This window comes from Roseomonas sp. CECT 9278, assembly GCF_918698155.1.
Classification (GTDB): domain Bacteria; phylum Pseudomonadota; class Alphaproteobacteria; order Acetobacterales; family Acetobacteraceae; genus Neoroseomonas.
This window is the reverse complement of the sequence record NZ_CAKKLX010000038.1, coordinates 16,193-39,650: the sequence shown is the minus strand read 5'-3', so window position 1 is coordinate 39,650 and position 23,458 is coordinate 16,193. Positions and strand designations below refer to the sequence as shown.

Here is a 23,458-nt window from a genome sequence, read left to right as displayed (position 1 = left end):
GAGCGCAGCATGAGCACCACCACCGCGGATGCCCCGCGCGAATCCTGGGTGCCGATGATCGCCATCGCGCTCGGCCAGATGCTGATGTCGTTCAATGTGGCCGCATTGCCGGTCTCGCTGGCCGGCATGGTGTCGTCCTTCGGCGTGCCGCCGACCACCATCGCCACCGGCATCGTGATGTATTCGCTCTCGGTCGCCGGCTTCGTGATGCTGGGGGCGAAGCTGGTGCAGCGCTTCGGATCGACGCAGGTGTTCCGCGTGGTGGTCGGGCTGTTCGCCATCGCGCAGGTGCTGATGGTGATCGCGCCGGCGGCGACCTTCATGCTGGCCGCGCAGTTGCTGGCCGGGCTGGCGGCGGCGGTGATCGTGCCGGCGCTGGTGGCGCTGATCGCGCATCACTACCGCGGGCAGCAGCAGGCGACAGCGGTGGGCGCGCTGGGCTCCGCGCGCGCGGCGGCGGGGGTGGCGGCCTTCATGATCGGCGGCATGCTCGGCACCTTCATCGGCTGGCGGCCGGTCTTCGGCATCCTGGTGGTGGCCGCGGCCGTCGTGTTCTGGCTGTCCTTCAAGCTGAAGCCGGAAGCCTCGCGGCCCGAGGTCAAGATCGACATCATCGGCGTCGCGCTGGCGGCCTGCGCCATCATCATGGTGGTGTTCGGCTTCAACAACCTGAACCGCTGGGGCCTGGGCGTGGCGCGGCCGGGCGCGCCCTTCGACGTGATGGGCATGTCGCCCGCGCCCATCATGATCGTCACCGGCATCATCCTGCTGCAGGTCTTCATCGCCTGGTGCAAGCGCGTGGCGGCGAAGGGTGGCACGCCGCTGCTCGATCTGCGCGTGATCACCTCGGGCGAGGAACGCGCGGCGGTCTATGCCATGTTCACCGTGGTCGGGCTCGAGGCCATGCTGAACTTCACCGTGCCGCTGTACATCCAGATCGTGCAGGGGCGCACGCCGATCGAGACCGCGATCGCGATGATGCCCTTCAACCTGACGGTGTTCTTCACCGCCATGCTGGTGGTGCGGCTGTATCCGAAGGTGGCGCCGCGGCGCATCGCGCAGGGCGGCTTCGCGCTGTGCGTGGTGGGGCTGCTGTGGCTGGCGTATGTGGTGCGCAACGACTGGTCGGCCTTCCCGGTCATGCTGGGGCTGATCACCTTCGGCATCGGCCAGGGCGCGCTGGTGACGCTGGTGTTCAACGTGCTGGTGACCGCCGCGCCGAAGGAGCTGGCGGGCGATGTGGGGTCGCTGCGCGGCACCACGCAGAACCTCGCGGCCGGCGTGGGCACGGCGGTGGCGGGCGCGCTGCTGGTCGGGCTGCTGTCCGCCGGCATCATGGTCCGCATCGCCGAGAACCCGGCGCTGCCGCCGGCGGTGGTGACGCAGATCGACCTCGAGAGCATCAACTTCGTCTCCAACGACCGGCTGCTGGCGATCATGGAGCGCACCGGGGCCGCGCCTGAGCAGGTGGCCGAGGCGGTGCGCGTGAACACCGAATCGCGGTTGCAGGCGCTCAAGATCGGGCTGCTGATCATGGCCTTCGTGGCGGCGCTGGCCATCTTCCCGGCCTCGCGCCTGCCGGCCTATCGCCCCGGCGAGATCCCGGACGGGCTGCGCGCCCCGCCGCCCAGCAAGCGCGAGGAGGAGGCGGCGGCATGAAGCGGCTGCTGATGCTCTCGCTGGGCGGCACCATCACCATGGTGCCCTCCGCCGGCGGGGGCATCGCGCCGAAGCTGGGCGCGGCGGAGCTGGTCGCGTCCGTGCCGGAATTGGCGGATGTCGCGCAGATCGAGGCCGAGAGCGCGGCACGGCTGCCAAGCCCGTCATTGACGCCGGGCATCCTGGTGGATGTGGCGCAGCGCATCGAGGCCGCCTTCGCGGCTGGCATCGACGGCGCCGTGGTCATCCAGGGCACCGACACGATCGAGGAAAGCGCCTTCATCCTCGATGCGCTGGTGGGCGGCGACAGGCCGGTGGTGATCACCGGCGCGATGCGCGGCGCCGATGCGCCGGGCGCGGATGGGCCGGCCAACCTGCTGGCGGCCGCGCGCGTGGCGGTATGCGACGCGGCGCGCGGCCTGGGCGCGCTGGCGGTGCTGAACTACGATATCCACGCCGCGCGCTTCGTGCAGAAGACGCATACGACATTGCCCTCGGCCTTCGCATCGCCGCTGGTCGGGCCGATCGGCGCGGTGGCGGAAGGCCGCCCGCGCATCCATGCCCGCGTGGGCCGCCTGCCGGTGCTGCGTGCGCAGGACGGCGCGCCGGCGCCGATCGCGCTGGTCACCTGGGCGATGGGCGATGACGGGCGTGTGCTGGCCGCGCTGCCTGGCCTCGGCTATGCGGGCGCCGTGATCGCCGGCATGGGCGCGGGCCATGTGCCGTCGGATGCGGCGGACGCCGTCGGCGCGCTGGCGGCGCGCATGCCGGTGGTGCTGGCCTCGCGCTCCGCGGCGGGGCCGGTCTTCACCAGCACCTACGGCTATGCGGGTGGAGAGATCGACCTGATGGGACGCGGCCTGGTTTCTGCGGGGATGCTCACGGCGCTGAAGGCGCGGCTGCTGCTGGGCCTGGCGCTGCGCGGCGGCGGCGGGCGCGATGCGGCGGTGCGCGCCTTCGCGCCTTACGCATGAGGGCGCTGCGCGTCGCCGCGGCGGTGGCGCTCGTCGCCGCCCTGCCCGCGCTGGCCGATGACCGTGTCGAAGGCGAGCATTACGGCACCTGGACCTTCACCTACGAGAACGACCTGCTGGCCGGCACCGACCGCTACTACACCAGCGGCGTGCAGGCGGCCTGGCGGTCGCCGGTGTTTGTTCCGCCATCCTGGCTGGGCTTCCTGACCGACGGGCCGGGAATCATCTTCCCCAGCGGCGGCACGCCGCGCTGGGGGCTGTCCTTCGGGCAGAACATCTTCACCCCGGCAGATACGCAGGCGCGCAATCCCGACCCGCTCGACCGGCCCTATGCCGGCTGGCTGTACGGGTCGATCGGGCTGGTCTCCTACACGCCGCGCGAATACGGCAGCATCGAATTGCAGCTGGGCATCGTCGGGCCGGGCGCGCTGGGCGAGCAGACTCAGAACGGCGTGCATGATGCGATGAACATCGACCGCGCGCTGGGCTGGGCCTACCAGATCAAGGACGAACCCGGCGTCAACCTGATCGTCACGCGGCAATGGCGCTGGAACACCGATCCGTTCCTGGGTGATGTCGGCGCCGGCATCGTCCCCAGCGTGACCGCCAGCCTGGGCAATGTGCAGACCTATGCATCCGCCGGGCTGATGCTGCGCGTGGGCAACGAGCTGGAGGCGGATTTCGGCCCGCCGCGCATGCGCCCGTCGATCTCCGGGTCGAATTTCTACCAGCCGGACGGGCGCTGGGGCTGGTATGCCTTCGTCGGCGTGGATGGCCGCGCGGTGGCGCGTGACATCTTCCTGGACGGCAATACCTGGCGCGAAAGCCGCAGCGTGGACCGCGAGGTCTTCGTGGGCGATGCCAATGCGGGGGTGGCGGTGGTGATGCCCTTCGCGCGCCTGACCGTGAGCTACACGGCGCGGTCGCGGGAGTTCACCACGCAGCGCAACACCGCGCAGTTCGGGTCGGTCAGCCTGTCGTTCAGGTTCTGACCGCGGCGGGCGCGCGGCGGTTTTCCCGGCGCGCCATCAGCGCGCGCTTGCTCAGCGCGCCATCAGCGCGCGCTTCCTCAGCGCGCCATCAGCGCGCGCTTCCTCAGCGCGCCATCAGCGCGACACCCAACGCCAGCACCAGCACCAGCAGCGCAAGCCCCGCCGCCGACCAGCCGCGCAGCACGGCCTCGGCCCGCGCCAGCGCATCGCCCGCGCGCACGGCCACCGCGCGCAGCGGCGCGACGACCACCATGATATCCCCCTCCGGCGGCACCGGCAGGCGCGCGCCCCAGCGCGCCAGCGGCAACACCAGCGCCGCGCCGGCCAGCACCGGCACCAGCGCCTTCAGCAGCGCATCCGGGGCCAGCACCTCGGCCAGCGAGCCGGGGAACAGCGCCCAGGGCAGCAGCACGCAGGCCGCCGCCAGCGCCAGCCAGGGCAGCAGCAGCGCCGGCGCCGGCCGCGCCGCGGTCTCCTGCGCGAAAGACAGCCGCCGCACGAAATGCAGCATCAGCACCGTCGATCCTGCCGCCGAGACCGCCGCCAGAAGCCCGACCACGCCATGGCCCAGTTCGCCCTTCACCGCTTCCTTGGCCAGCCAGCCGCCGGTCAGCGGCAGGCCGCCGAAGCCCAGCGCCAGCACCACCGCCGGCACCAGCACCAGCGCGCGCGCGCCGCTCGCCGCCGCCACGCCCACCGCGAGGAACAGCGCGCCCTTCGCCAGCACATGATGCAGCGCGTAGAACGCCACCGCGCCCGGCGTCGCTGCCATGCCGCCCGCGATGCCCATGCCGAAGGCCGCCACCACCACGCCCATCTGCGACACCGACGAATACGCCAGCACCGCTTTCGGATTGCGCTGCACCACGCCGCAGGCCACGCCCCAGAACGCCGTCACGAAGCCGATCACGACCAGCGCCTCGCCCCACCCCGCCGGCGTCGTGCCGATCGGCAGGAAGCGCAGCAGGCCGATCACGCCGGCCTTGATGATGGCGCCGCTCAGCACCGCCGAGGCCGGCATGGGCGCGGCCGGATGCGCGATGGGCAGCCAGACATGCAGCGGCACCAGCCCCGCCTTCAGGCCGAAGCCGGTCACCAGCAGCGCGATGGTCACGTCGCGCAGCGGCGCGGCATCCAGCGCGCGCAGCACATCCGCGATGGCCAGGCTCTCGCCGGGCGACGACGCCGCCAGCAGGGCGAAGGCGGCCAGCAGCGCCGCCTCCCCCAGCACCGCCAGCAGAACGTACAGCGCGCCCGCGCGCACCGCCTGCGCCGTGCGGTCATGGATCACCAGCCCCCAGGCCGGCAGGCTGGCCAGCGTGAAGGCCAGGTAGAAGCCCACCAGGTCTGCCGCCACGAACACGCCCATGCTGCCCGACAGCGTCGCCAGCCACCACGCCGCGAACCGCGCGAAGCCCGGCCCCGCCAGGTAGGCGCGGGCATAGACCCCCGCCGCGCACCACAGCAGCGATGCCGCGCCGAGCAGCAGCGCCCCCGGCGCATCGATCGCCAGGCCAAGCCGCAACCGCGCATCCACCACCAGCGCGGCATCGGGGGCGGCGAACACCGCGCAGGCCAGGCCCGGCAGCGGTGCCGCCCAGATCAGCGCTGCCGCGCGGGCACGCCACGCCGGCACCGCCATCGCCCCCAGCAGCAGCAGCGGCACCAGCGGCGCGGCGAGCAGCAGCAGCGCGGTCATGGCGCGAGGTCCAATCGCCCGACCTGCACCAGCCCGAAGGCCGCCAGCGGCAGCAGCCCCAACACGACCGAGACCACGGCCAGCGCGAGCACGATGGTCTCCCGCTTGTCCGGCCGGCGCAGCGCGGGCTGCGTGCCATCGCCCGTCAGCGCGGCCGCCATGACGCGATACACATAGCCGCCGGTCAGCAGCCCACCGGCCAGGATGACCAGCGCCCACCCCCACTGCCCGGCCTCGATCGCCGAAGTCAGCAGCAGCCACTTCGCCGCGAAGCCGCCCGAGGGCGGAACGCCCATCAGCGACAGCCCCGCCAGGCCGAAGGCCAGCACCGGCACCGGCAGCAGCCGCGCCGCGCCCGCCAGCCCGGCGATGCGGTCCTGCCCGATGCGCGCCGCGATCAACCCGGCCGCGAGGAACATCGCCGCCTTGGCGAAGGCGTGGCTGACCGCCTGCAGCACGCCGCCGGTCCAGGCGCGGGCGGCATAGGCTTCATCGCCCGGTGCCGCGACCAGCAGCGGGACCATCAGGAACAGGTAGCCGATCTGCGCGACGGTGGAATACGCCACCAGCAGTTTCAGGCGTTCCTGTCGCAGCGCCGCGACGGAGCCGAGCAGGATGGCCGCCGCGCCCAGCCCGCCCAGCACCTGCGCCGCCATCGGCGCGGCGAGGCCCGGCATGACGCCGAACCACAGCCGCACCAGGATCACGAAGGACCCCTTCACCACCAGCGCCGACAGGATCGCGCTGGCCGCCGGCGGCGCGCCCGCATGGGCGGGCGGCAGCCACAGATGCAGCGGCAGCAGCGCGGTCTTGGCGAGCAGCCCCGCGGTCATCAGCGCGACGGCGACATGGGTGGGCAGATCCGCCCGCGCCCGGCCCGCCAGCAGCACGACGTCGAGCGTGCCGTAGCCGGCATAGATGAAGGCGATGCCGAGCAGATACAGCACCGATCCCAGCAGCGCGAACATCAGGTAGCGCAGCGCCGCCTCCAGCGTCGCGCGCGTGCCGGACAGGCACACCATCGGCATCGCCGCGAAGGTCAGCAATTCGAGCGCGACATAGAGCGTGAACAGGTCGGTCGCGACCACCGCCAGGTTGATCGCCCCCCACAGCGCCAGCAGCAGCGGCCAGAAGGCGAAGGCGGCGCGGGTCTCGGTGGCGCCGGCGGCGGTGCCGAAATCGGCGCGCGCGAACAGCGCCACGGCGGCGACGACCAGCGCCGCCGTCACCAGCATCGCCGCCGCCAGCCCATCGGCGCGCAACGCCAGGCCGAGCGGCGGCGCCCAATGCCCCAGCAGGTGCACCACCGGCGCACCCGCGGCCTGCACCGCCGCCGCCGTGCCGATGGCGAGCACGATGCCCACCGGCAACAACGCCAGCGTCAGGCGCTCGGCGCCGCGCGCGCCGAGCGGCAGCGCCAGCACCATGCCGACCACCGGCAGCATCACCGCCAGCATGGGCAGCGCGCCCCAGGCGGTCACGGTGCGTCCGGCGGCTGGTCGGCGCCGGGCGCCGCACCCGGTGCGTCGCCCGGTTCCTCGGCGATGCGCACCGCGAGCGCCACCGCCAGCGTGGTCGCGGCGAAGGCGACGACGATGCCGGTCAGGATGATCGCCTGCGGCACCGGGTCGGCCGCGAAACCGGCGGCCGCGCCGCGCCGCGCCACCGCGCCGAACACCAGGAAGACGCCGCCGCCCAGCAGGTTGAAGGCCAGGATCCGCAGCAGCGGTTCGGTCCGCACCAGCAGGCCGAACAGCCCGATGCCGGTCAGCGCGGCCCCCAGCAGGCCGTACAGGATCGCGCTCATGCGCGCCGTCCCGGCGGGCCGATCACCAGCAGCGCCAGCGCCACCGCGATCGACGCCGTCAGCACGATCTCGACCACCATGATGATCGGCAACGCCAGGCCGGGCGGATAGGCCAGGAAGGCGCCCTCGGCCAGCCAGCCCAGCAGGCCGATGGCGATGAACAGCGCCGGGCCCGCGGCCACCACCAGGCGCAGCCAGCGCGCCGAGACCGGCGGCGCTGCGGTGCGCCCGGCCATCCAGGCCAGCATCCACATCGCCGCCAGGATGGCCGCCGCCTGGAATTTCCCGCCCGGCGCGTCCTTGCCGATCCACAGGATGTGAACGGCCACCAGGATGCCGACCGGCGGCAGCAGCCGCGCCAGCAGCGCGAGCGGCCCGCCCTGGGCCTGCGGCTGCACCAGGCCGGGCGGGCCGCCCCAGCCGCCCTTCGGCGCCAGCGACCAGGCGGCGATCACCGCCAGCACCAGCACCGCCGATTCCAGCAGCGTGTCCACCGCGCGGAAGGACATCAGCACCGCCGCCACCGGATTGCCGAGGCCGGTCGTCCCGATCTGCGCGGCGACCTGCGGCGCGAGGCTCAGCGCCGGGTCGGGCAGCAGCAGGATGGCGGCGGCGAGCGCGGCGGTGACACCGGCGCAGCCGAGGCCGATCGCCGCGGTCATGGCGCGACCCGGCGCGCGGTCCAGCGCGACGCGATGCGGCCGCATGCGCGCCGCGGCACCCAACAGCAGCGCGCCCGACAGGCCGGCGCCGATCGCTGCCTCGGTCAAGGCGACATCCATCGCCCCCAGCCGCACCCAGGCGAAGGCGAGCAGCAGCCCGTATCCGATGAACAGCGCCGTCGCCGTGAAGGTGCCGCGCGCCGCGACGGTGGCCAGCGCCACCGCCAGGATCGCCGCGGCCAGCAGCGCATCGACCATCATCGCCGCCGCGCCAGCCGCGCCAGCAGCGGGCCGGCCGCCGCGCTGGACACCAGCACCAGCAGCCACACCGCGACCAGCCGCGCCGGCCCGCCCACCGCATCGGCGCGCGGCAGCAGGCCGAGCACGATCAGCCCCAGGCCCAGGTGATCGGCCTTGGTCAGCGCATGCAGGCGGGACGCGGCATCGGGGAAGCGCAGCAGCCCGGCGGTGCCGGCAACGAAGAACACCAGCCCGAGCAGGATCGCGACCAGCGAGAAAGCATCCAGCAGCAGGCTCATGGCGCGTCGTCCCGGCCCGGCGCGGCACGTGCCATCGCCACGGTCGCGAAGGCCGCGAGCAGCCCCAGCACCAGCGCCGCATCGACGAAGGCCGGCATGGCGGTCGCGACCCCGGCCAGCAGCAGCGCCGCGATGCCACCGGTGCCCAGCAGCTGCGCCGCCATGATGCGGTCCACCACCGCGGGGCCGCGCAGCACGCGCGCCAGGCCGGCGATCACCGTCACCAGCACGACCAGCGCGGCGCCCAGCAGCAGGTCAGCCATCGGCGCCGATGGCGCGGGCGAAGCGCGCCTCCTCCGCCGTCATCGCGGCGGCGATGTCCGGACCGGCGACCAGCGCATGGATGACCACGCTGCCGTCCCTGCCCGCGCCGGCCGGCAGCGTGCCGGGCAGCAGGCTGGCATAGGCCAGGAAGGCATCGCGCGCCGGGCCGGGCGGCAGGCGTGGCGCCCAGGTGACCTCGCCGGGGGTCGGCGTCCGGCGCGGGTCGAGTGCGAGGCGCGCGACCTCCGTGCCCGCGCGCAGCGCCTGCCAGGGAAAGCGCAGCACCAGCAGCGCCAGCGCGCCGGGCCGCACGCGATGCGGCCCGGGCGGCGCCAGCAGCAGCGAACACCACGTTGCGGCGGCCGCGGCCAGCGCGCCCAGCACGAGGTCGGCGCCGCCCGTCATCGCCGCCCAGCCCAGCAGCAGCAGCGCGAAGCGGATCGCGCCCGCTGCCATGTCAGGCCGCCGGCTGCGGCTTCGGCGGACGCCCGCCGAACACCGTGACATACAGCGTGGGCAGGAAGACCAGCGTCAGCAGCGTGGCCACCATCAGACCGCCCATGATGGCGAAGGCCATCGGCCCCCAGAACACCGTGGGCGCGATCGGGATCAGCCCGAGCACGGTCGAGACCGCCGTCAGCAGCATCGGGCGCAGGCGCGACGACGCGGCAGCGATCACCGCGTTCCAGACATCCTTGCCGTCCCCGCGGTCGGCTTCGATCTGCATGATCAGGATGATGGCGTTCTTCGCGATCATGCCGAGCAGCGACAGGATGCCCAGGATCGCCACGAAGCCGAGCGGCCGGTTGAACGCCAGCAGCGCGACCACCACGCCGATGATGCCGAGCGGCAGCAGCGCCAGCACCAGCCCGAGCCGCCGGAACGACCCCAGCTGGAACATCAGCAGCGTGAGCATCAGCAGCAGCATCAGCGGCACCACGGCGATCACGCTGGCCTGGCTGTAGGCGCTCTCCTCCGCGATGCCGCCGAGGTCGACGCGATAGGGCGCCTCCAGCCGCGCGTTCAGTTCCGCGATGCGCGGCGCGAGCTGCGCGGTGACGCTGTCGGGCAGCACGCCCGGGTTCACGTCGGCACGCACGGTCAGGGTGGGCACGCGGTCCCGCCGCCAGATCAGCGGGAATTCCTGCGCGTAGTCGAACCGCGCGAGCTGCGTCAGCGGCACCGTCCGCCCGCCGGGCAGCGGCACCTGGATGGCGCGCAGCGTATCGAGCGACAGGCGCTGTTCGGCGGTGGCGCGCGCGATCACCGGGATCAGGTAGATGTCGTCGCGCACCTGCGTGACGGTGGTGCCGGTGATGGCGGCGTTCAGCGCCGTGGCCACCTGCGCCGAGGACAGGCCCAGCAGCCGCGCCTGGTCCTGGTCCACCCGCACGCGCATCTGGCGCGCCGGTTCCATCCAGTCGAAGTGCACGTGCCGGGCGCCGCGGGCCTCGGCCATGATCTTCGCGACATCCTGCGCGATCTCGCGCACGCGTTCGATGTCCGGGCCGTTGACGCGGTATTGCAGCGGCCAGCCGACCGGCGGGCCCAGTTCCAGCGGATAGACGCGTGCGACGGCGGCGGGGAAGTCCTCCGCCAGCAGCGCCTCCAGCCGCCGGTGCAGGCGTTCGCGCCCGGGCAGGTCCTTCGCCACCACCACCGCCTGGGAAAAGAAGGGCAGTGCCAGCTGCACGTTCAGCGGCAAATAGAAGCGGATCGCGCCGCGCCCGACATAGGTGGACCAGCGCTCCACATCCGGATCGGCGGCGAGCGCGGCGTCGAGCCGGCGGGCCACCTCCTCGCTGCCGAAGATCGACGCATTCTGCGGCAGCGTCACCTCGACCAGCAATTCGGTACGATCCGAGGACGGGAAGAACTGCCGCGGCACCAGCGGCATCAGCAGGATGGCGCCCACGAACATGGCGGCGGTGATGCCGATGGTCACCCACTTCGCGCGCATCGCCAGCGACAGGAAGGCGGCGTAGCCGCGCAGGATGGCCCCGGGCTTCGGTGGTTCCAGGCCGGGTTTTGGCATCTTCAGGATCGCCATGCCCAGCAGCGGCGCGAACAGCACCGCGACGAACCACGACACGATCAGCGCGATGCCCACCACCGCGAAGATCGAGAAGGTGTATTCGCCCGCCGAGGACTGCGCGAAGCCGATCGGCACGAACCCCGCGATGGTCACCAGCGTACCGATCAGCATCGACGACGCCAGCGTGGAATAGGCGAAGGTCGCCGCCTTCGGCTTGCTGTCGCCGGCCGCCAGGCGCCGGATCATGGCATCGATGGTGGTCATGGCGTCGTCGACCAGCAGCGTCAGCGCGATGATCAGCGCCCCCAGCGAGATGCGTTGCAGGTCGATGCCCGCCAGCGACATCAGCGGGAAGACGATGGCGAGCGTGAGCGGGATGGACAGCGCCACGACCGAGCCCGCGCGCAACCCGAGTGCGACGATCGACACCACCATGATGATGAGGATCGCCTGCCAGAGGCTCTCCATGAAGTCGCCGATCGCCTCGTCCACCGTCACCGCCTGGTCGGCCACCAGGATGGGTTCGATGCCGATCGGCAGGGCGGCGCGGATGCGGTTCATCTCGGCCTGGATGTTCCGCCCGAGTGCCAGGATATCGCCCGATTCACGCATCGCCACCGCGAGGCCGATGGCCGGCTGGCCGTTCACGCGGAACATCGGCTGCGGCGGATCGGCGGTGCCGCGGCGGACCTCGGCCAAATCCCCCAGGCGGAAGATGCGGTCGCCGATCACGAAGTTGACCGCGAGGATGTCGGCCTCGTTCTCGAAGGCGCCGGAGACGCGCACCACCAGGCGTTCCTGCCCGGTCTCGATGACGCCGGCCGGGCGCACCAGGTTCTGCGCCTGCAACGCGCCGACCAGCGCGCCGTAGTTCAGCCCGAGCCCGGCCAGGCGTTCGGTCGAGAATTCGATGAAGATGCGTTCGTCCTGCGCGCCCAGGATCTCGACCTTCGAGACATCGGGCACCAGCAGCAGGCGCGAGCGCGCCGCTTCCACGTGGTCGCGCAATTCGCGCTGCGTGAAGCCATCGGCGGTGAAGCCATAGATGATGCCGAAGGTGTCGCCGAAATCATCGTTGAAGAAGGGGCCGACCACGCCCTGGGGCAGGGTGTGGCGCATGTCGGCGACGCGGCGGCGCACCTGGTACCACATGTCCGTCACCACGGCGGGTGCGGTCGACCCCTTCAGGTCCACGAAGATCGTGGTCTGCCCCGCCACGGTATAGGAGCGGATCTTGTCGAGGTTCGGCGTTTCCTGGAGCGTGCGCTCCAGGCGCTCGGTCACCTGCAGGATGGTCTCCTCGACCGTCGCCCCCGGCCATACCGCGGAGACGATCATGGTGCGGAAGGTGAAGGCCGGGTCCTCGTTGCGGCCGAGCTTCACGAAGGCGAAGGTGCCGGCGACCAGCGCGACGATCATGAAGTAGATGACGAGCGATCGGCGGTTGATCGCCCATTCCGACAGGTTCGGCCCGATCATCGGGCGCCGCCCAGCAGCCGCACCTTCTGACCGGGGCGCAAGGCCTGCACGCCCGCGGTCACGATGATCTCGCCGGGTTCCAGCCCCTGCCCCACCACAACATGGCCGGCGTCATGGCGCACCAGCTCGACCGTGCGCAGCGCCACCGTCTGCGTGTTCGGGTCGACCACCCAGACGGCCGGCTGGCGATCGGCGCGCGCCAGCGCCGAGGCCGGGATCGACAGGCCTGCGCTGGCCCCCAGCGTCATCCGCCCGGTCACGGTGGACCCCAGCCGCATCGCCGCCGGCGGGTTCGCCAGGCCGACGCGCACCTGGAAGGTGCCGGTCACCGCATCGGCGCGCGGCGCGACCTCGCGAACGCGGCCGGTGGCGCGAATCGCCGGGTCGGTGGTCAGCACCACCTCGATCACCGGGTTCGCCGGTGCCTGGTCCTTCACCGTGGGTGGCACGTCGAACACCGCGTCGCGGCCTTCGTCGCGCGCCACCTGCACGATCATGCGGCCGGGCTGCACGACTTCCCCGGGCTCGGCGCCGCGCTGCGTCACGCGGCCATCCACGTCGCTGACCAGTTCGGTATAGGACAGCCGGGTCTCGGCGATGCCGACCTGCGCCTGCGCCGCATCCACCGCGGCCTGGGCGGTCTGGCGCGCCTGCGCGGCCTGGTCGTAGCGCACGCGGGTGGTCCAGCCGTCGCGCAGCAATTCGGATTGCCGCCAGTAGTTGTTGGCGGCCTCGGTCAGCTGGCCGCGCGCGGCGGTCAGGGACGCGCGGGCGGCGCGCAGGCTGTTTTCCTCGTTGTCGCGGTTGAGCCGCGCGATCACCTGCCCGGCACGCACCGCATCGCCGACATTGACCAGCCGTTCGATCATGCGGCCATCGATGCGGAAGGCCAGGTTCACCTCGGTCTCGGCCTGCACGGTGCCGGTCAGCGAGACCACATCGCCGCCGCTGCTGCGTTCGACCGTCGCGACGCGGACCGGGCGGATCTCGGGCGGCGCGGGGGGTGGGCCGCTGTCGCAGGCGGCCAGCAGCCCGAAGGCGGCGGCAAGGGCCAGCGTGGCGCGGGGCAGGTGCCGTGGCTGCTTCATCGGGTCCGGGCTCGCTCGGTCAGGCGTGATCGCAGGATGATGCCACATGCCGCGCGGCACGGGGCGCGGCAAGTGCGAAGGCGTGACACCGCCCGCCGCTGGGCCGCGCATCCCGGCGCTGCCCACCACGTCCCAGGATCAGCGCGGCTGCGGCAGCGCCTCCGACAGCCGGTCGATGATGTAGGGGAAAAACGGATTCGACGTGACCCGCGCGAAGCTGTCGAGCCCGATCACCAGCGCACCGCGTTCGCCGCGCAGCGCGAGCGCCCCCAGCCGCACGCCGAAATCGTCGCCCGGCGCGGGCTGCGCGCCATAGAGCCCATCCTCCGGCGGGAAGGGCAGTGCGACATGCGACAGCGAGAAGACATCGCGCGGCCAGGACAGGCCGAGCGGCTGCACCTGCGCCTGCGTCGCCCCGGCCGGCATGACCCGCGCCGCCACGGTGCCGGCGCCGTCGGTGCCGATCACGGTCAGCGCATAATGCCGCGGCGCCGGCGCCACGATGCGCTCGAGCGCCGCATCCGCACCCGGCGCGAACAGCGGCCCGAAGCGGATGTCGCGATTGAGGTCGAACAGCACCACCTCGTGCTCGCCCCCCGCCGGCAGGCGCGCGTACAGCGCCGTCAGCACCGCCGGCGTCGAGACGGTGGCATCCACCACCGACTGGAAGGTCAGCACCTGCGGCAACCCCGCGAGCCGCCCGGCCACCGCCAGCCGATCCAGTTGCGCCTGCAAGGCCGCGGTCAGCCGATGCGTCTGGCGCGCCGCATTGACCGGGAAGGAATTGTACTTGAACGGGTTGAATTCCGGCTGGATGTCGAGCCACGCGGTCTTGGCGAAGCGTGGCAGCAGCGCCGGCAGCCCCGCGATGCCGGCGAAGCGCGCGAAGGCCGTGACCCCCACCATGGGCGAGAGCAGCACGATGCGGTCGGCCTGCGGCAGGCGGGGGTCCTCGACGGCGTCCAGCGCGTGCTTGAGCGCCAGCGCACCGCCATTGGAATAGCCCACCAGGTGCAGCGGGCCTTCGGGCAGGCGGGCGCGCGCGGTACGCACCGCGAGGCGCGTCGCCGCCATCCAGTCCTCCCACACCGCATCCGTCAGGCCGGCCGGCACGCTGCCATGGCCGGGCATGCGGATGCCGATCGCGAGGAAGCCGCGCGCACGATAGGCCTCGGCCAGGTGGCGCATGCTGAAGGGCGCGTCGGTCAGGCCATGCAGGAACACCGCGACGCCGTTCGGCGGGCCGTCCGGTTCCAGGATGAAGGAGCGGTTCCAGTCCTGCGCGAAGCCCGGCGCATGCATGGGGCTGCCGGCGAAGTAGCGGTTGACCGGCACGCGTTCGGGCGTGTCCAGCGCCTCGGTCACCTCGCGCCGGACCGTTTCCATCACCGCCTGCTCGGCCGCCAGCCAGGCGCGCCAATCGGCGGTTTCCATGGCGGCGCGGGTCATTTCCGCGGGCACCACGGTGTGCCAGGGGCCGAGCGGCGGGCCGCGCTGCACGTCGTAGATCCGCAGCACCAGCACCAGCGCGATCACGCCCAGCAAAAGGCCGGCGCCGCGCACCAGCCAACGTCGAGTGAAGGCGACCATCAACCCCGCGCCGCATGACGCGGCGTCCCCGTTCCTGGCGCCTTGTGTCGCACGGAAGCGGCGGCGCACCGAAGCCCTTGCGCGCGGCCGCGCCGCAAACCAGGGTGCGGGCTGATCCCGGACTGGCGTGGAGCCCGATGACCGTCGACAGCGGAACACGCATCCTGGTCGGCCTGTGCGCCGCCGTGCTGGCGGCGGCGGCGCTGCAGGCCGGGCAATCCATCTTCGCGCCGATCGCCTTCGCGCTGTTCGTCATCGGGCTGGCCTGGCCGTTCCAGCGCGCGGTGCAGGCGCGCATCCCGGAGGGTCTCGCGCTGATCGGCACCATCCTGGTGGCCTGCGCGGTGGTGGCGGTGATGGTGCTGGCGATCGCCTGGGCCTTCGGGCGCGTGGCGCAGTGGGTGATCGCCAATGCGGGGCAGTTCCAGGCGCTCTATGCCGCCAAGGTCGCCTGGCTGGAGGCGCGCGGCGTGGAAGGCGCGGGGCTGCTGGCCGCGCAATTCGACACGCGCTGGATGGTGGGCGTGGCGCAGGGCGTGCTGGGGCAGTTGCGGGGGGTCATCAGCTTCCTGGTGGTGACCGCGGTCTTCGTCATCCTGGGGCTGCTGGAGGTGCGCCAGGTGGCCTCGCAGCTCGAGCGCATGGAGGGCAAGCCGGCGGCGCGGCGGGTGCTGGCGGGGCTGGCGGCCAGCGCATCGAAGCTGCGCGTCTACATGATGGTCCGCACCATCGCGAGCGTGCTGACCGGCGTGCTGGTCTGGGCCTTCGCGCGCGCCATGGGGCTCGACCTCGCGGCCGAATGGGGCGTGATCGCCTTCGTGCTGAACTACATCCCCTTCATCGGGCCGCTGGTGGCGACCGTGTTCCCGACCGCGGTGGCATTGCTGCAGTTCGGCTCGTGGGAAACCGTGGTGACCATCTTCGCGGTGCTGCAGGTCATCCAGTTCCTGATCGGGTCCTACCTGGAGCCGCGGCTGACCGGGAACTACCTGGCGGTCTCCCCGTTCATGGTGCTGGTGGCGGTGTTCCTGGGCGCCTTCCTGTGGGGCATCCCGGGTGCCTTCATCGGCGTGCCGGTGCTGATCGCGGTGCTGACCCTGTGCGAGCAGTTCGACGGCAGCCGCTGGGTGGCGGACCTGCTGTCGGGCCGCCACGCACCGCGGGACTGACCCGCGACGGCACGGCCCGGCACGGGCAGTGCTGCCCTACGGCCAGGCGACCTCGGGCGGCAGGGACATCAGGATCGCCTCGACATTGCCGCCGGTGCGCAGGCCGAACAGCGTGCCGCGGTCGTGGATCAGGTTGAATTCGACGTAGCGGCCGCGGCGGACCAGCTGGGCCTGGCGTTGGTCGGCGGTCCAGGGTTCACGCATGCGCCGGCGCACGATGGGCGGATAGGCTTCCAGGAAGGCCATCCCGACATCCCGCGTGAAGGCGAAGTCGGCCTCGATGCCATGGCCCGGCGTGCGGTCGCCCAGCCAGTCGTAGAAGATGCCGCCCAGGCCGCGCGGTTCGTTGCGGTGCGGCAGGAAGAAGTACTCGTCGCACCACTGCTTGAAGCGCGGGTAGTAGGTCGGGTCGGCCTTGTCGCAGGCGGCCTTGTAGGCGGCGTGGAAGCCGGCCGCGTCCTCGGCCGCCTCGGCGCTGTCGGGGAACATGGGCGTGAGGTCCCCGCCGCCGCCGAACCAGGCATTGGTGGTGACGATGAAGCGGGTGTTCATGTGGACGGCCGGCACCAGCGGGTTGCGCAGGTGCGCCACCAGGGAGATGCCGGTCGCGAGGAACCGCGGGTCGCCCTCGGCGCCGGGGATCTGCTTGCGGAATTCCGGGCTGAATTCCCCGAACACGGTCGAGACATTGACGCCGACCTTCTCGAAGACCCGCCCGCGCATCACCGACATCACGCCGCCGCCGCCCTCGGGCCGGTCCCAGGCGGTGCGCTGGAAGCGGCCGGCCGGCAGGTCGCGGTGCGGGCCGCCGGCCAGCTCGTCCTCGATCATCTCGAAGCTGGCGCAGATCCGGTCGCGCAGCGTTTCGAACCAGGCGCGCGCGGGCGCCGTCATGGGGTGGTCCGCCGGTGCGGCACCCCGCGGGGCGTCGATTGTCTCGTTCTTCATGCACCACTCCCGAAAATGGCGGCACGGTGCCATGGACACCCCGCGCGACGCCCCCTTATAACCACGGCCGCGCAGGACGGGCAGCGGGCGGATCGGCACGCGCCCGGTCCGCCTCGTGGGTGCCTCGGGCGGCACCGGTTTGTGTTCGATACGGTCGGTGGCGTTCCCGCAGGGCGGGGGTCCCGGCGAAAAGGATGGTGTGGAATGGCGGAAGGGTCAGGTGTGGCCGCGTCCGACGGGACGCCGCGGCGGGACTTTCTCACCCTGGTGACGACGGCCTTCGTGGGCGTGGGCGTGGGCGCCATCGCCTGGCCGTTCATCGCCTCGATGCAGCCGGCGCGCGACGTGCTCGCGCTGTCGAGCACGGATGTCGAGATCGCGCCGATCGCCGAGGGCATGGCCGTCACGGTGATGTGGCGCGGCAAGCCGGTCTTCGTGCGCAACCGCACCCCGGCCGAGGTCCAGGAAGCGCGCGCCGTGCCGCTGTCGCAGCTGCCCGACCCGGCGACCGACCAGTCGCGCGTGCAGAAGGACCAGTGGCTGGTCGTGATCGGCATCTGCACGCATCTGGGCTGCGTGCCGCTCGGCCAGAAGCCGACGGACCCGCGCGGCGACTACGGCGGCTGGTTCTGCCCCTGCCACGGCAGCCACTACGACACATCGGGACGCATCCGTAAGGGGCCGGCGCCGCGGAACCTTGAAGTTCCACAATACGCCTTCACGTCCGACACGAAGATCAAGATCGGCTGAGGAGCGCGACCATGGCCATCGGCCTGCACAACAGCGACATCAAGAACCCCGTGATCCGCTGGATCGACCAGCGGATGCCCGTCTTCACAATGATGCAGAAGGAGTACGGGACCTTCCCGACTCCCCGGAATTTCAACTATTTCTGGAATTTCGGCGCGCTCGCCATGGTCAACCTGATGATCATGATCGCGACCGGCATCTTCCTCGCGATGCACTACACGCCGCATACCGCGATGGCCTTCGATTCCGTCGAGCGCATCATGCGCGACGTGAATTTCGGCTGGCTGATCCGCTATGTGCACATGAACGGTGCCTCGATGTTCTTCATCGTGGTGTTCGTGCACATCTGGCGCGGCATGTACTACGGCTCCTACAAGGCGCCGCGCGAATTGCTGTGGATGCTGGGCGTGGTCATCTTCCTGCTGATGATGGCGACCGCCTTCATGGGCTACGTGCTGCCCTGGGGCCAGATGTCCTTCTGGGGCGCGACGGTCATCACCAACCTGTTCAGCGCCTTCCCCTTCGTGGGCGACTGGATCGTGACGCTGCTGTGGGGCGGCTTCAGCGTGGACAACCCCACGCTCAACCGCTTCTTCTCGCTGCACTACCTGCTGCCCTTCGTGATCGTGGGCGTGGTCTTCCTGCACGTGGTGGCGCTGCACATCACGGGGTCGAACAACCCGCTCGGCGTCGAACCGAAGGGCCCGCAGGACACCCTGCCCTTCCACCCGTACTACACGGCGAAGGACAGCTTCGGCCTAGTGATCTACTTCATCGTCTTCGCCTCGCTGGTGTTCTTCGCGCCGAACTTCCTCGGCCACCCGGACAACTACATCCCGGCGGACCCGCTGGTGACGCCCGCGCATATCGTGCCGGAATGGTACTTCCTGCCCTTCTACGCCATCCTGCGCGCGGTGCCCGACAAGCTGGGCGGCGTGCTGCTGATGTTCGGCTCCATCCTGGTGCTGTTCGTGCTGCCCTGGCTCGATGGGTCGCCGGTGCGCTCCATGCGCTTCCGCCCGGTGGCGCGCATCGCCTTCCTGCTCTGGACGGTGTGCTTCTTCGTGCTGATGTATTGCGGCGGCATGCCGGCCGAGGAGCCGTATGTGACCGTCAGCCGGATCGCCACCGCCTATTACTTCGGCTACTTCCTGGTGATCCTGCCGCTGCTGGCACGGCTCGAGAAGCCGCTGCCGCTGCCCGAGAGCATCGCCCGCGCCGTGCTCGGCGGCGGCGGGCCGATGCCCGCGGGCGCCGCCGCGAAGCCGATGGACAAGGCGTGACCGTGATGAGGACGACCATGCTTCGCACTGCCCTGGGCGCCTTCGCCCTGATCGGCGCCCTGGCCACCGCAACCCCGGCCCGCGCGGCCGGGGAAGCGATCGCCATCCCGAACCATCCCTTCTCCTTCGACGGGATCTTCGGCACCTACGACCGCGCCAGCGCGCAGCGCGGCTTCCAGGTCTACAAGGAAGTCTGCGCCAACTGCCATGCGATGCGCCTGCTGTCGTACCGCAACCTGCGCGAGCTCGGCCTGTCCGAGCAGCAGGTCGCGGCCATCGCCGCGCAGTACCAGATCCAGGACGGCCCGAACGACGAAGGCGCGATGTTCGAGCGCGCCGGCCGCCCCTCCGACCGCTTCCGCAGCCCCTTCCCCAACCCGCAGGCGGCACGTGCCGCGAACAACGGCGCCTATCCGCCCGACCTGTCGGTGATCGCCAAGGCGCGCAACGGCGGGGCGGACTACCTCTATGCGCTGCTGACCGGCTATGCCGACCCGCCGCCCGGCGTCACGATGGGCGAGGGCATGAACTATAACCGCTACTTCCCGGGCCACCAGATCGCGATGGGCGCGCCGCTCAATCCGGACCAGGTGGAATTCGCCGACGGCACGCCCGGCACGGTCGAGAACATGGCCCGCGACGTCGCCACCTTCCTGCAATGGGCCGCCGAGCCCGAGCTGGAACAGCGCCGCGCCATGGGCGTGAAGATCATCCTGTTCCTGACCATCCTCGGCGGCCTGGCCTATGCCGTGAAGCGGAAGATCTGGGCCGACGTGCACTGACCGCGGCGCGATCGCGCAGTGCGAACGGCCCGGGGCATCGCCTCGGGCCGTTTTTCGTTGGGAACCAGGTCGGCGCGCGCTTGGCCGGGTGGTGACCCGCGCTTCGCTTCCCGATCAGATGAGTCCGTCCGATCGGGATCCGCGGTAGAGCCGCCTCCGTTCGCTTCGGCTCACGACGACGGCTCTCGACCATTGTTCTTGCGAGCATCCTTGCCCGTCCAAACGACTCCGTTTGAACGGATGATGCCCGGGACCATTCTTCTTGCGAGCCTCTTGACCCGTCCAAACGACCCGTTTGAACGGATGATGCTCTACGCGCCGGCCAGCGTCAGACCCTCGATCCGCACGGTCGGGCTGTCGGTGCCGCGGCGGAAGGCCAGGTCATTCGCCGGCGTCATGTTGAGGAAGATGTCGCGGAGATTGCCCGCGATGGTCACCTCGCTGACGGCCTCGGCCAGGGCGCCGTTGCGGATCATGAAGCCGGCGGCGCCGCGGCTGTAGTCGCCGGTCACGCCGTTCACGCCCATGCCGATCAGGTCGGTCACGAACAGGCCCTCGGTGATGTCGGCCATCATCGCGGCCGGCGTCAGGCTGCCGGGTTCCAGCCACAGGTTGGTCGCCGCCGGCCCCGGCGGCCCGCCGGTGCCGCGGCTGGCATGGCCGGTCGAGGCCAGGCCCAGCTGCCGCGCGCTGCGCCAATCCAGCAGCCAGGTGGTCAGCACGCCGTCGTCGATGATGGCGCGCGCCGCGCCCGGCATCCCCTCCCCGTCGAAGGGGCGCGACCGCAGGCCGCGCGGGCGCAGCGGATCGTCGCGCACCACCAGCCCCGCGGCCAGCACGCGGTCGCCCATGCGGTCCTTCAGGAAGGATGTGCCGCGCGCCACCGCCGCGCCGTTGATCGCGCCGGACAGGTGGCCGAGCAGGCTGCCCGCCACCCGCGCATCGAACACCACCGGCAGGCGCGCGGTGCGCGGCCGCGTCGGGTTGAGCCGGCGCACCGCCTGCTCCGCCGCGCGCCGCCCGATCGCCACCGGGTCATCGAGATCCACGAGGTGCACGGTGGAGGACCAGTCGTAGTCGCGCTCCATCCCCGTGCCGCTGCCCGCGAGCGCGGTGGCGGAGATGGAATGCGAGGTCCGCACATAGCCCCCGGCGAAGCCGTTGGAGGCCGCGAGCGCGATCTCGCTGCGGCTCCAGCCGGCATCCGCGCCTTCGCTGTTGGTCACGCCGGCCACCGCGAGCGCGGCTTCCTCCGCCAGCGCGGCACGTTCGAGCAGCGCCTCCGCCGAGGGCTCGGCCGTGTCATGCAGGTCGAGCGCGCGCGGCGGGATCGCGACCTGCGCCGGCAGCCCGGCATACGGATCCTCCGGCACCACCCGCGCCATGGCGACGGCACGTTCGGCCAGGGCGGCGAAGCCCTTCGGGTCGGGGTCGGTCGAGGCGACGATGGCCTGGCGCTGGCCGATGAAGACCCGCAGCCCGATGTCGAAGCCCTCGGAGCGTTCGAGCTGTTCGATCTGCCGCATGCGCCGCTTCACCGACAGCGCGGCGGAGGACACCAGCAGCGCATCGGCGGCATCCGCCCCGGCCCGGCGGGCCGCGGCGATCAGGTCGGACAGGGTATCGAGGCGGTCCATGTCATGCCTTCGCAAAAGTGTTCCGCAGCCACGGGATGGGCCGCCGGTGCAGGGCGCTTCAGCGGCGCGCGCCGATCGCCGCGGCACACAGGTCGATCGCGTCCTGCTCGCTGGCCTTGCGCATGATCTCGCCATGCGCCTGCAGGTCGAACCAGGTCAGGCGGGATATCCGTTCCAGGCTGTTGAACACCGGCGTGCGCGCCGGCCCCTGGGCGCGCCAGCACAGGGTCTGCGGATTGTCCGTGCCGTCGATGGTCCGGTAGTCGAGGAAGGGGAAGAAATCGTGGATCAGGAAGGCGATCTTGAAGACATCGCCGTGCCACTGCCCGCCGCGCCCGCCGGCCTGCTGGCGCATGCGGATCGCGTCGCGCTGCACCGGCAGCGCCGAATAGACGTCGATCGGGATGGTGTCGTCGATCAGGATCGCCGAGTCCCAGCCGGTCCAGGCCACGGCGTTGGTCAGGTCGCGCACCACCTGTTCGAACACGTGCAGCCCGTCGATGAAGACGATGTCGAAGGGCCTGGTGCCGGCCGCCTCGGCGAAGAAGCGGTCGCTCGTCATGGCGTGCAGCGTGGTGGTCTCGTTCGCGACCGCCGCCGTGTCGAACTGGAAGCGCGGATCGACGCCGACGCGCTGCTCGATCGTCACCGTGCGGAAGGTATGGCCCTTCTGCACGCCGATCTCGAGGTAGCGGCGGGCACCCAGGCGCGCGGCGAGCGCATTGACGCGCCGGGTGGTGTGGGTCGGGCGCGGCGGCGGCAGCTCGGTCGCGACGGCGGGCGCGGCGTCGGTCACGAGGCCAGCTGCTCCATGATCGCATCCACGCCGGGCACGTGCTCGGCCGGGCCCATCGCCGCGAGGGTGGGGCGCGCGCGGAACATCTGCGCGGCCGCCTGCTGCACCTGGTCCACCGTCACGGCGGCGATCTTCGCCTTGGTCTCCTCGACCGGGATGACGCGGCCGAAGACCTGGAGCTGGCGGGCCAACTGCTCGCAGCGGCTGCCGGTCGATTCCAGCGACATCAACAGGGAGGCGCGCAGCTGCGCCTTGGCGCGGTTGAGCTCATCCTCGGTCACGTCGTGCTGCACGGCGCGCAGGGCCTCGATGGTCACCGGCATCAGCTCGCCGGCTTCCTTCTCCCCGGTGCCGGCGTAGATCTGGAACAGCCCGCCGTCGCGGAACGGCGAGGCGAAGGAATAGATCGAATAGACCAGGCCGCGCTTTTCGCGAATTTCCTGGAACAGCCGCGACGACATGCCGCCGCCGAGCAGCGTGGAGAGCAGCTGCGTCGGATAGTGCATCGGATCGCCATGCTGCACCGACGGAAAGCCCAGCACGATGTGCACCTGATCCAGCTCGCGGGTTTCGCGGAATTCGCCGCCGCCGTAGCGCGCGGGCTCGGGCGTGGTGGCGCTGGTCGCCGGCAGGTCCGCGAAATGCGTTCGCACCAGGTCGAGCAGCGTGTCGTGCTCCAGCGCGCCAGCGGCGGCGACCACCGTGGCGCCCGGCCCGTAATGGCCGCGCATGTAGCCCATCAGCGCGTCGCGGCTCATGGCCTTGATGCTGGCCTCGGTGCCGAGCACGGGGCGGCCCATGGCCTGGGACGGAAACGCGGTTTCCTGGAAATGGTCGAAGACGATGTCATCGGGCGTGTCGTTGGCCTGGCCGATCTCCTGCAGGATCACGCCGCGCTCGCGCTCCAGTTCCTCCGGGATGAAGGTGGAATGCGTGAGGATGTCGCCGATCACGTCCACCGCCAGCGCGGTGTCCTCCTTGAGGACCTTGGCGTAGAAGGCGGTCTGCTCGCGCGCGGTATAGGCGTTGAGGTGGCCGCCGACGTTCTCGACCTCGCGCGCGATGGCGGCGGCGTCGCGGCGCGCGGTGCCCTTGAACGCCATGTGTTCCAGGAAGTGGGAGACGCCGTTCACCTCCGGCGCCTCGTGCCGCGTGCCGACGCCGATATACGCGCCGACCGACACGGTCTCGACGCGCGGCATGGTCTCGGACACCACGGTCAGGCCGTTGGGCAGGCGGGTCAGGCGGACGGCATCGGTCTGGGACAAGGGCGGGGTCCTGGGCTGGGAAGTGTCAGCTCTATGT

General features: G+C 71.5%; 21 protein-coding genes. 7 read left to right on the top strand and 14 right to left on the bottom strand.

Annotation, left to right across the window (positions count from 1 at the left end):
* Nucleotides 1–9: 9 nt before the first annotated feature.
* The 3 genes from LQ222_RS19965 to LQ222_RS19955 are packed head-to-tail and all read left to right on the top strand — an operon-like array spanning nt 10 to nt 3,625.
* Nucleotides 10–1,659 carry an MFS transporter gene (locus LQ222_RS19965; RefSeq protein ID WP_230168602.1) on the top strand — a complete coding sequence of 550 codons (1,650 nt, stop codon included), beginning with the start codon at nt 10–12 and terminating at the stop codon, nt 1,657–1,659.
* The gene (locus LQ222_RS19960; RefSeq protein WP_230168601.1) at nt 1,656–2,633 is read left to right on the top strand and encodes an asparaginase; all 978 of its coding nucleotides are present in this window, start codon (nt 1,656–1,658) and stop codon (nt 2,631–2,633) included. The genes LQ222_RS19965 and LQ222_RS19960 overlap by 4 nt, the downstream gene beginning before the upstream one ends.
* On the top strand, nt 2,630–3,625 hold the full coding sequence (locus LQ222_RS19955; RefSeq protein WP_230168600.1) for a lipid A deacylase LpxR family protein: 996 nt from the start codon (nt 2,630–2,632) through the stop codon (nt 3,623–3,625). Before LQ222_RS19960 ends, LQ222_RS19955 begins: the two co-directional genes overlap by 4 nt.
* A 103-nt stretch (nt 3,626–3,728) precedes the next feature.
* Here LQ222_RS19955 and LQ222_RS19950 read toward each other — a convergent pair whose 3' ends face one another.
* The 10 genes from LQ222_RS19950 to LQ222_RS19905 all read right to left on the bottom strand — a co-directional run bounded on the left by LQ222_RS19950 (nt 3,729) and on the right by LQ222_RS19905 (nt 14,788).
* Nucleotides 3,729–5,324 carry a complex I subunit 5 family protein gene (locus tag LQ222_RS19950; RefSeq protein WP_230168599.1) on the bottom strand — a complete coding sequence of 532 codons (1,596 nt, stop codon included), beginning with the start codon at nt 5,322–5,324 and terminating at the stop codon, nt 3,729–3,731.
* Nucleotides 5,321–6,805 carry a complex I subunit 5 family protein gene (locus LQ222_RS19945; protein ID WP_230168598.1) on the bottom strand — a complete coding sequence of 495 codons (1,485 nt, stop codon included), beginning with the start codon at nt 6,803–6,805 and terminating at the stop codon, nt 5,321–5,323. Before LQ222_RS19945 ends, LQ222_RS19950 begins: the two co-directional genes overlap by 4 nt.
* On the bottom strand, nt 6,802–7,131 hold the full coding sequence (locus tag LQ222_RS19940) for an NADH-quinone oxidoreductase subunit K (protein WP_230168597.1): 330 nt from the start codon (nt 7,129–7,131) through the stop codon (nt 6,802–6,804). Before LQ222_RS19940 ends, LQ222_RS19945 begins: the two co-directional genes overlap by 4 nt.
* Entirely contained in the window at nt 7,128–8,054 is a 927-nt protein-coding gene (locus tag LQ222_RS19935) for a hydrogenase subunit MbhD domain-containing protein (protein ID WP_230168596.1), read from the bottom strand. Before LQ222_RS19935 ends, LQ222_RS19940 begins: the two co-directional genes overlap by 4 nt.
* Nucleotides 8,051–8,332 carry a monovalent cation/H(+) antiporter subunit G gene (locus LQ222_RS19930; RefSeq protein WP_230168595.1) on the bottom strand — a complete coding sequence of 94 codons (282 nt, stop codon included), beginning with the start codon at nt 8,330–8,332 and terminating at the stop codon, nt 8,051–8,053. The genes LQ222_RS19935 and LQ222_RS19930 overlap by 4 nt, the downstream gene beginning before the upstream one ends.
* Nucleotides 8,329–8,595: a monovalent cation/H+ antiporter complex subunit F gene (locus LQ222_RS19925; protein ID WP_230168594.1), complete on the bottom strand. Its 267-nt coding sequence runs from the start codon at nt 8,593–8,595 to the stop codon at nt 8,329–8,331. The genes LQ222_RS19930 and LQ222_RS19925 overlap by 4 nt, the downstream gene beginning before the upstream one ends.
* Complete coding sequence (locus tag LQ222_RS19920) at nt 8,588–9,052, bottom strand: Na+/H+ antiporter subunit E (protein ID WP_230168593.1); 465 nt, start codon at nt 9,050–9,052, stop codon at nt 8,588–8,590. Before LQ222_RS19920 ends, LQ222_RS19925 begins: the two co-directional genes overlap by 8 nt.
* 1 nt (nt 9,053) lies before the next feature.
* The gene (locus LQ222_RS19915; protein ID WP_230168592.1) at nt 9,054–12,110 is read right to left on the bottom strand and encodes an efflux RND transporter permease subunit; all 3,057 of its coding nucleotides are present in this window, start codon (nt 12,108–12,110) and stop codon (nt 9,054–9,056) included.
* Nucleotides 12,107–13,198 (bottom strand): efflux RND transporter periplasmic adaptor subunit, encoded by a 1,092-nt coding sequence (locus tag LQ222_RS19910; protein ID WP_230168591.1) that lies wholly within the window; start codon nt 13,196–13,198, stop codon nt 12,107–12,109. Before LQ222_RS19910 ends, LQ222_RS19915 begins: the two co-directional genes overlap by 4 nt.
* 138 nt (nt 13,199–13,336) lie before the next feature.
* A complete protein-coding gene (locus LQ222_RS19905; protein WP_230168590.1) occupies nt 13,337–14,788 on the bottom strand; it encodes a carboxylesterase in 1,452 nt (483 codons plus the stop codon).
* Between the two features lie 137 nt (nt 14,789–14,925).
* Here LQ222_RS19905 and LQ222_RS19900 point away from each other — a divergent pair, with 137 nt between their 5' ends.
* Nucleotides 14,926–15,957, top strand: a complete 1,032-nt coding sequence (locus tag LQ222_RS19900; protein WP_230168589.1) for an AI-2E family transporter — start codon at nt 14,926–14,928, stop codon at nt 15,955–15,957.
* Between the two features lie 36 nt (nt 15,958–15,993).
* Here the strand turns inward: LQ222_RS19900 and hemF are convergent, their stop codons facing one another.
* On the bottom strand, nt 15,994–16,851 hold the full coding sequence (gene hemF, locus LQ222_RS19895; protein WP_230168613.1) for an oxygen-dependent coproporphyrinogen oxidase: 858 nt from the start codon (nt 16,849–16,851) through the stop codon (nt 15,994–15,996).
* A gap of 258 nt (nt 16,852–17,109) precedes the next feature.
* Between hemF and petA the strand changes: the two genes are divergently transcribed.
* The 3 genes from petA to LQ222_RS19880 are packed head-to-tail and all read left to right on the top strand — an operon-like array spanning nt 17,110 to nt 19,720.
* Entirely contained in the window at nt 17,110–17,655 is a 546-nt protein-coding gene (gene petA / locus LQ222_RS19890) for a ubiquinol-cytochrome c reductase iron-sulfur subunit (protein ID WP_230168588.1), read from the top strand.
* A gap of 11 nt (nt 17,656–17,666) precedes the next feature.
* Entirely contained in the window at nt 17,667–18,938 is a 1,272-nt protein-coding gene (locus LQ222_RS19885) for a cytochrome b/b6 (protein WP_305800026.1), read from the top strand.
* Nucleotides 18,939–18,955: 17 nt separating this feature from the next.
* Nucleotides 18,956–19,720 carry a cytochrome c1 gene (locus LQ222_RS19880; protein WP_230168587.1) on the top strand — a complete coding sequence of 255 codons (765 nt, stop codon included), beginning with the start codon at nt 18,956–18,958 and terminating at the stop codon, nt 19,718–19,720.
* 311 nt (nt 19,721–20,031) lie between these two features.
* Here LQ222_RS19880 and LQ222_RS19875 read toward each other — a convergent pair whose 3' ends face one another.
* From LQ222_RS19875 to LQ222_RS19865, 3 genes are read right to left on the bottom strand one after another with little or no spacing between them, the layout of a single operon-like run.
* Nucleotides 20,032–21,357 carry a TldD/PmbA family protein gene (locus tag LQ222_RS19875; RefSeq protein ID WP_230168586.1) on the bottom strand — a complete coding sequence of 442 codons (1,326 nt, stop codon included), beginning with the start codon at nt 21,355–21,357 and terminating at the stop codon, nt 20,032–20,034.
* 58 nt (nt 21,358–21,415) lie between these two features.
* A complete protein-coding gene (locus LQ222_RS19870; protein ID WP_230168585.1) occupies nt 21,416–22,153 on the bottom strand; it encodes a class I SAM-dependent methyltransferase in 738 nt (245 codons plus the stop codon).
* A complete protein-coding gene (locus tag LQ222_RS19865; RefSeq protein WP_256444051.1) occupies nt 22,150–23,421 on the bottom strand; it encodes a pitrilysin family protein in 1,272 nt (423 codons plus the stop codon). Before LQ222_RS19865 ends, LQ222_RS19870 begins: the two co-directional genes overlap by 4 nt.
* Nucleotides 23,422–23,458 lie beyond the last annotated feature (37 nt).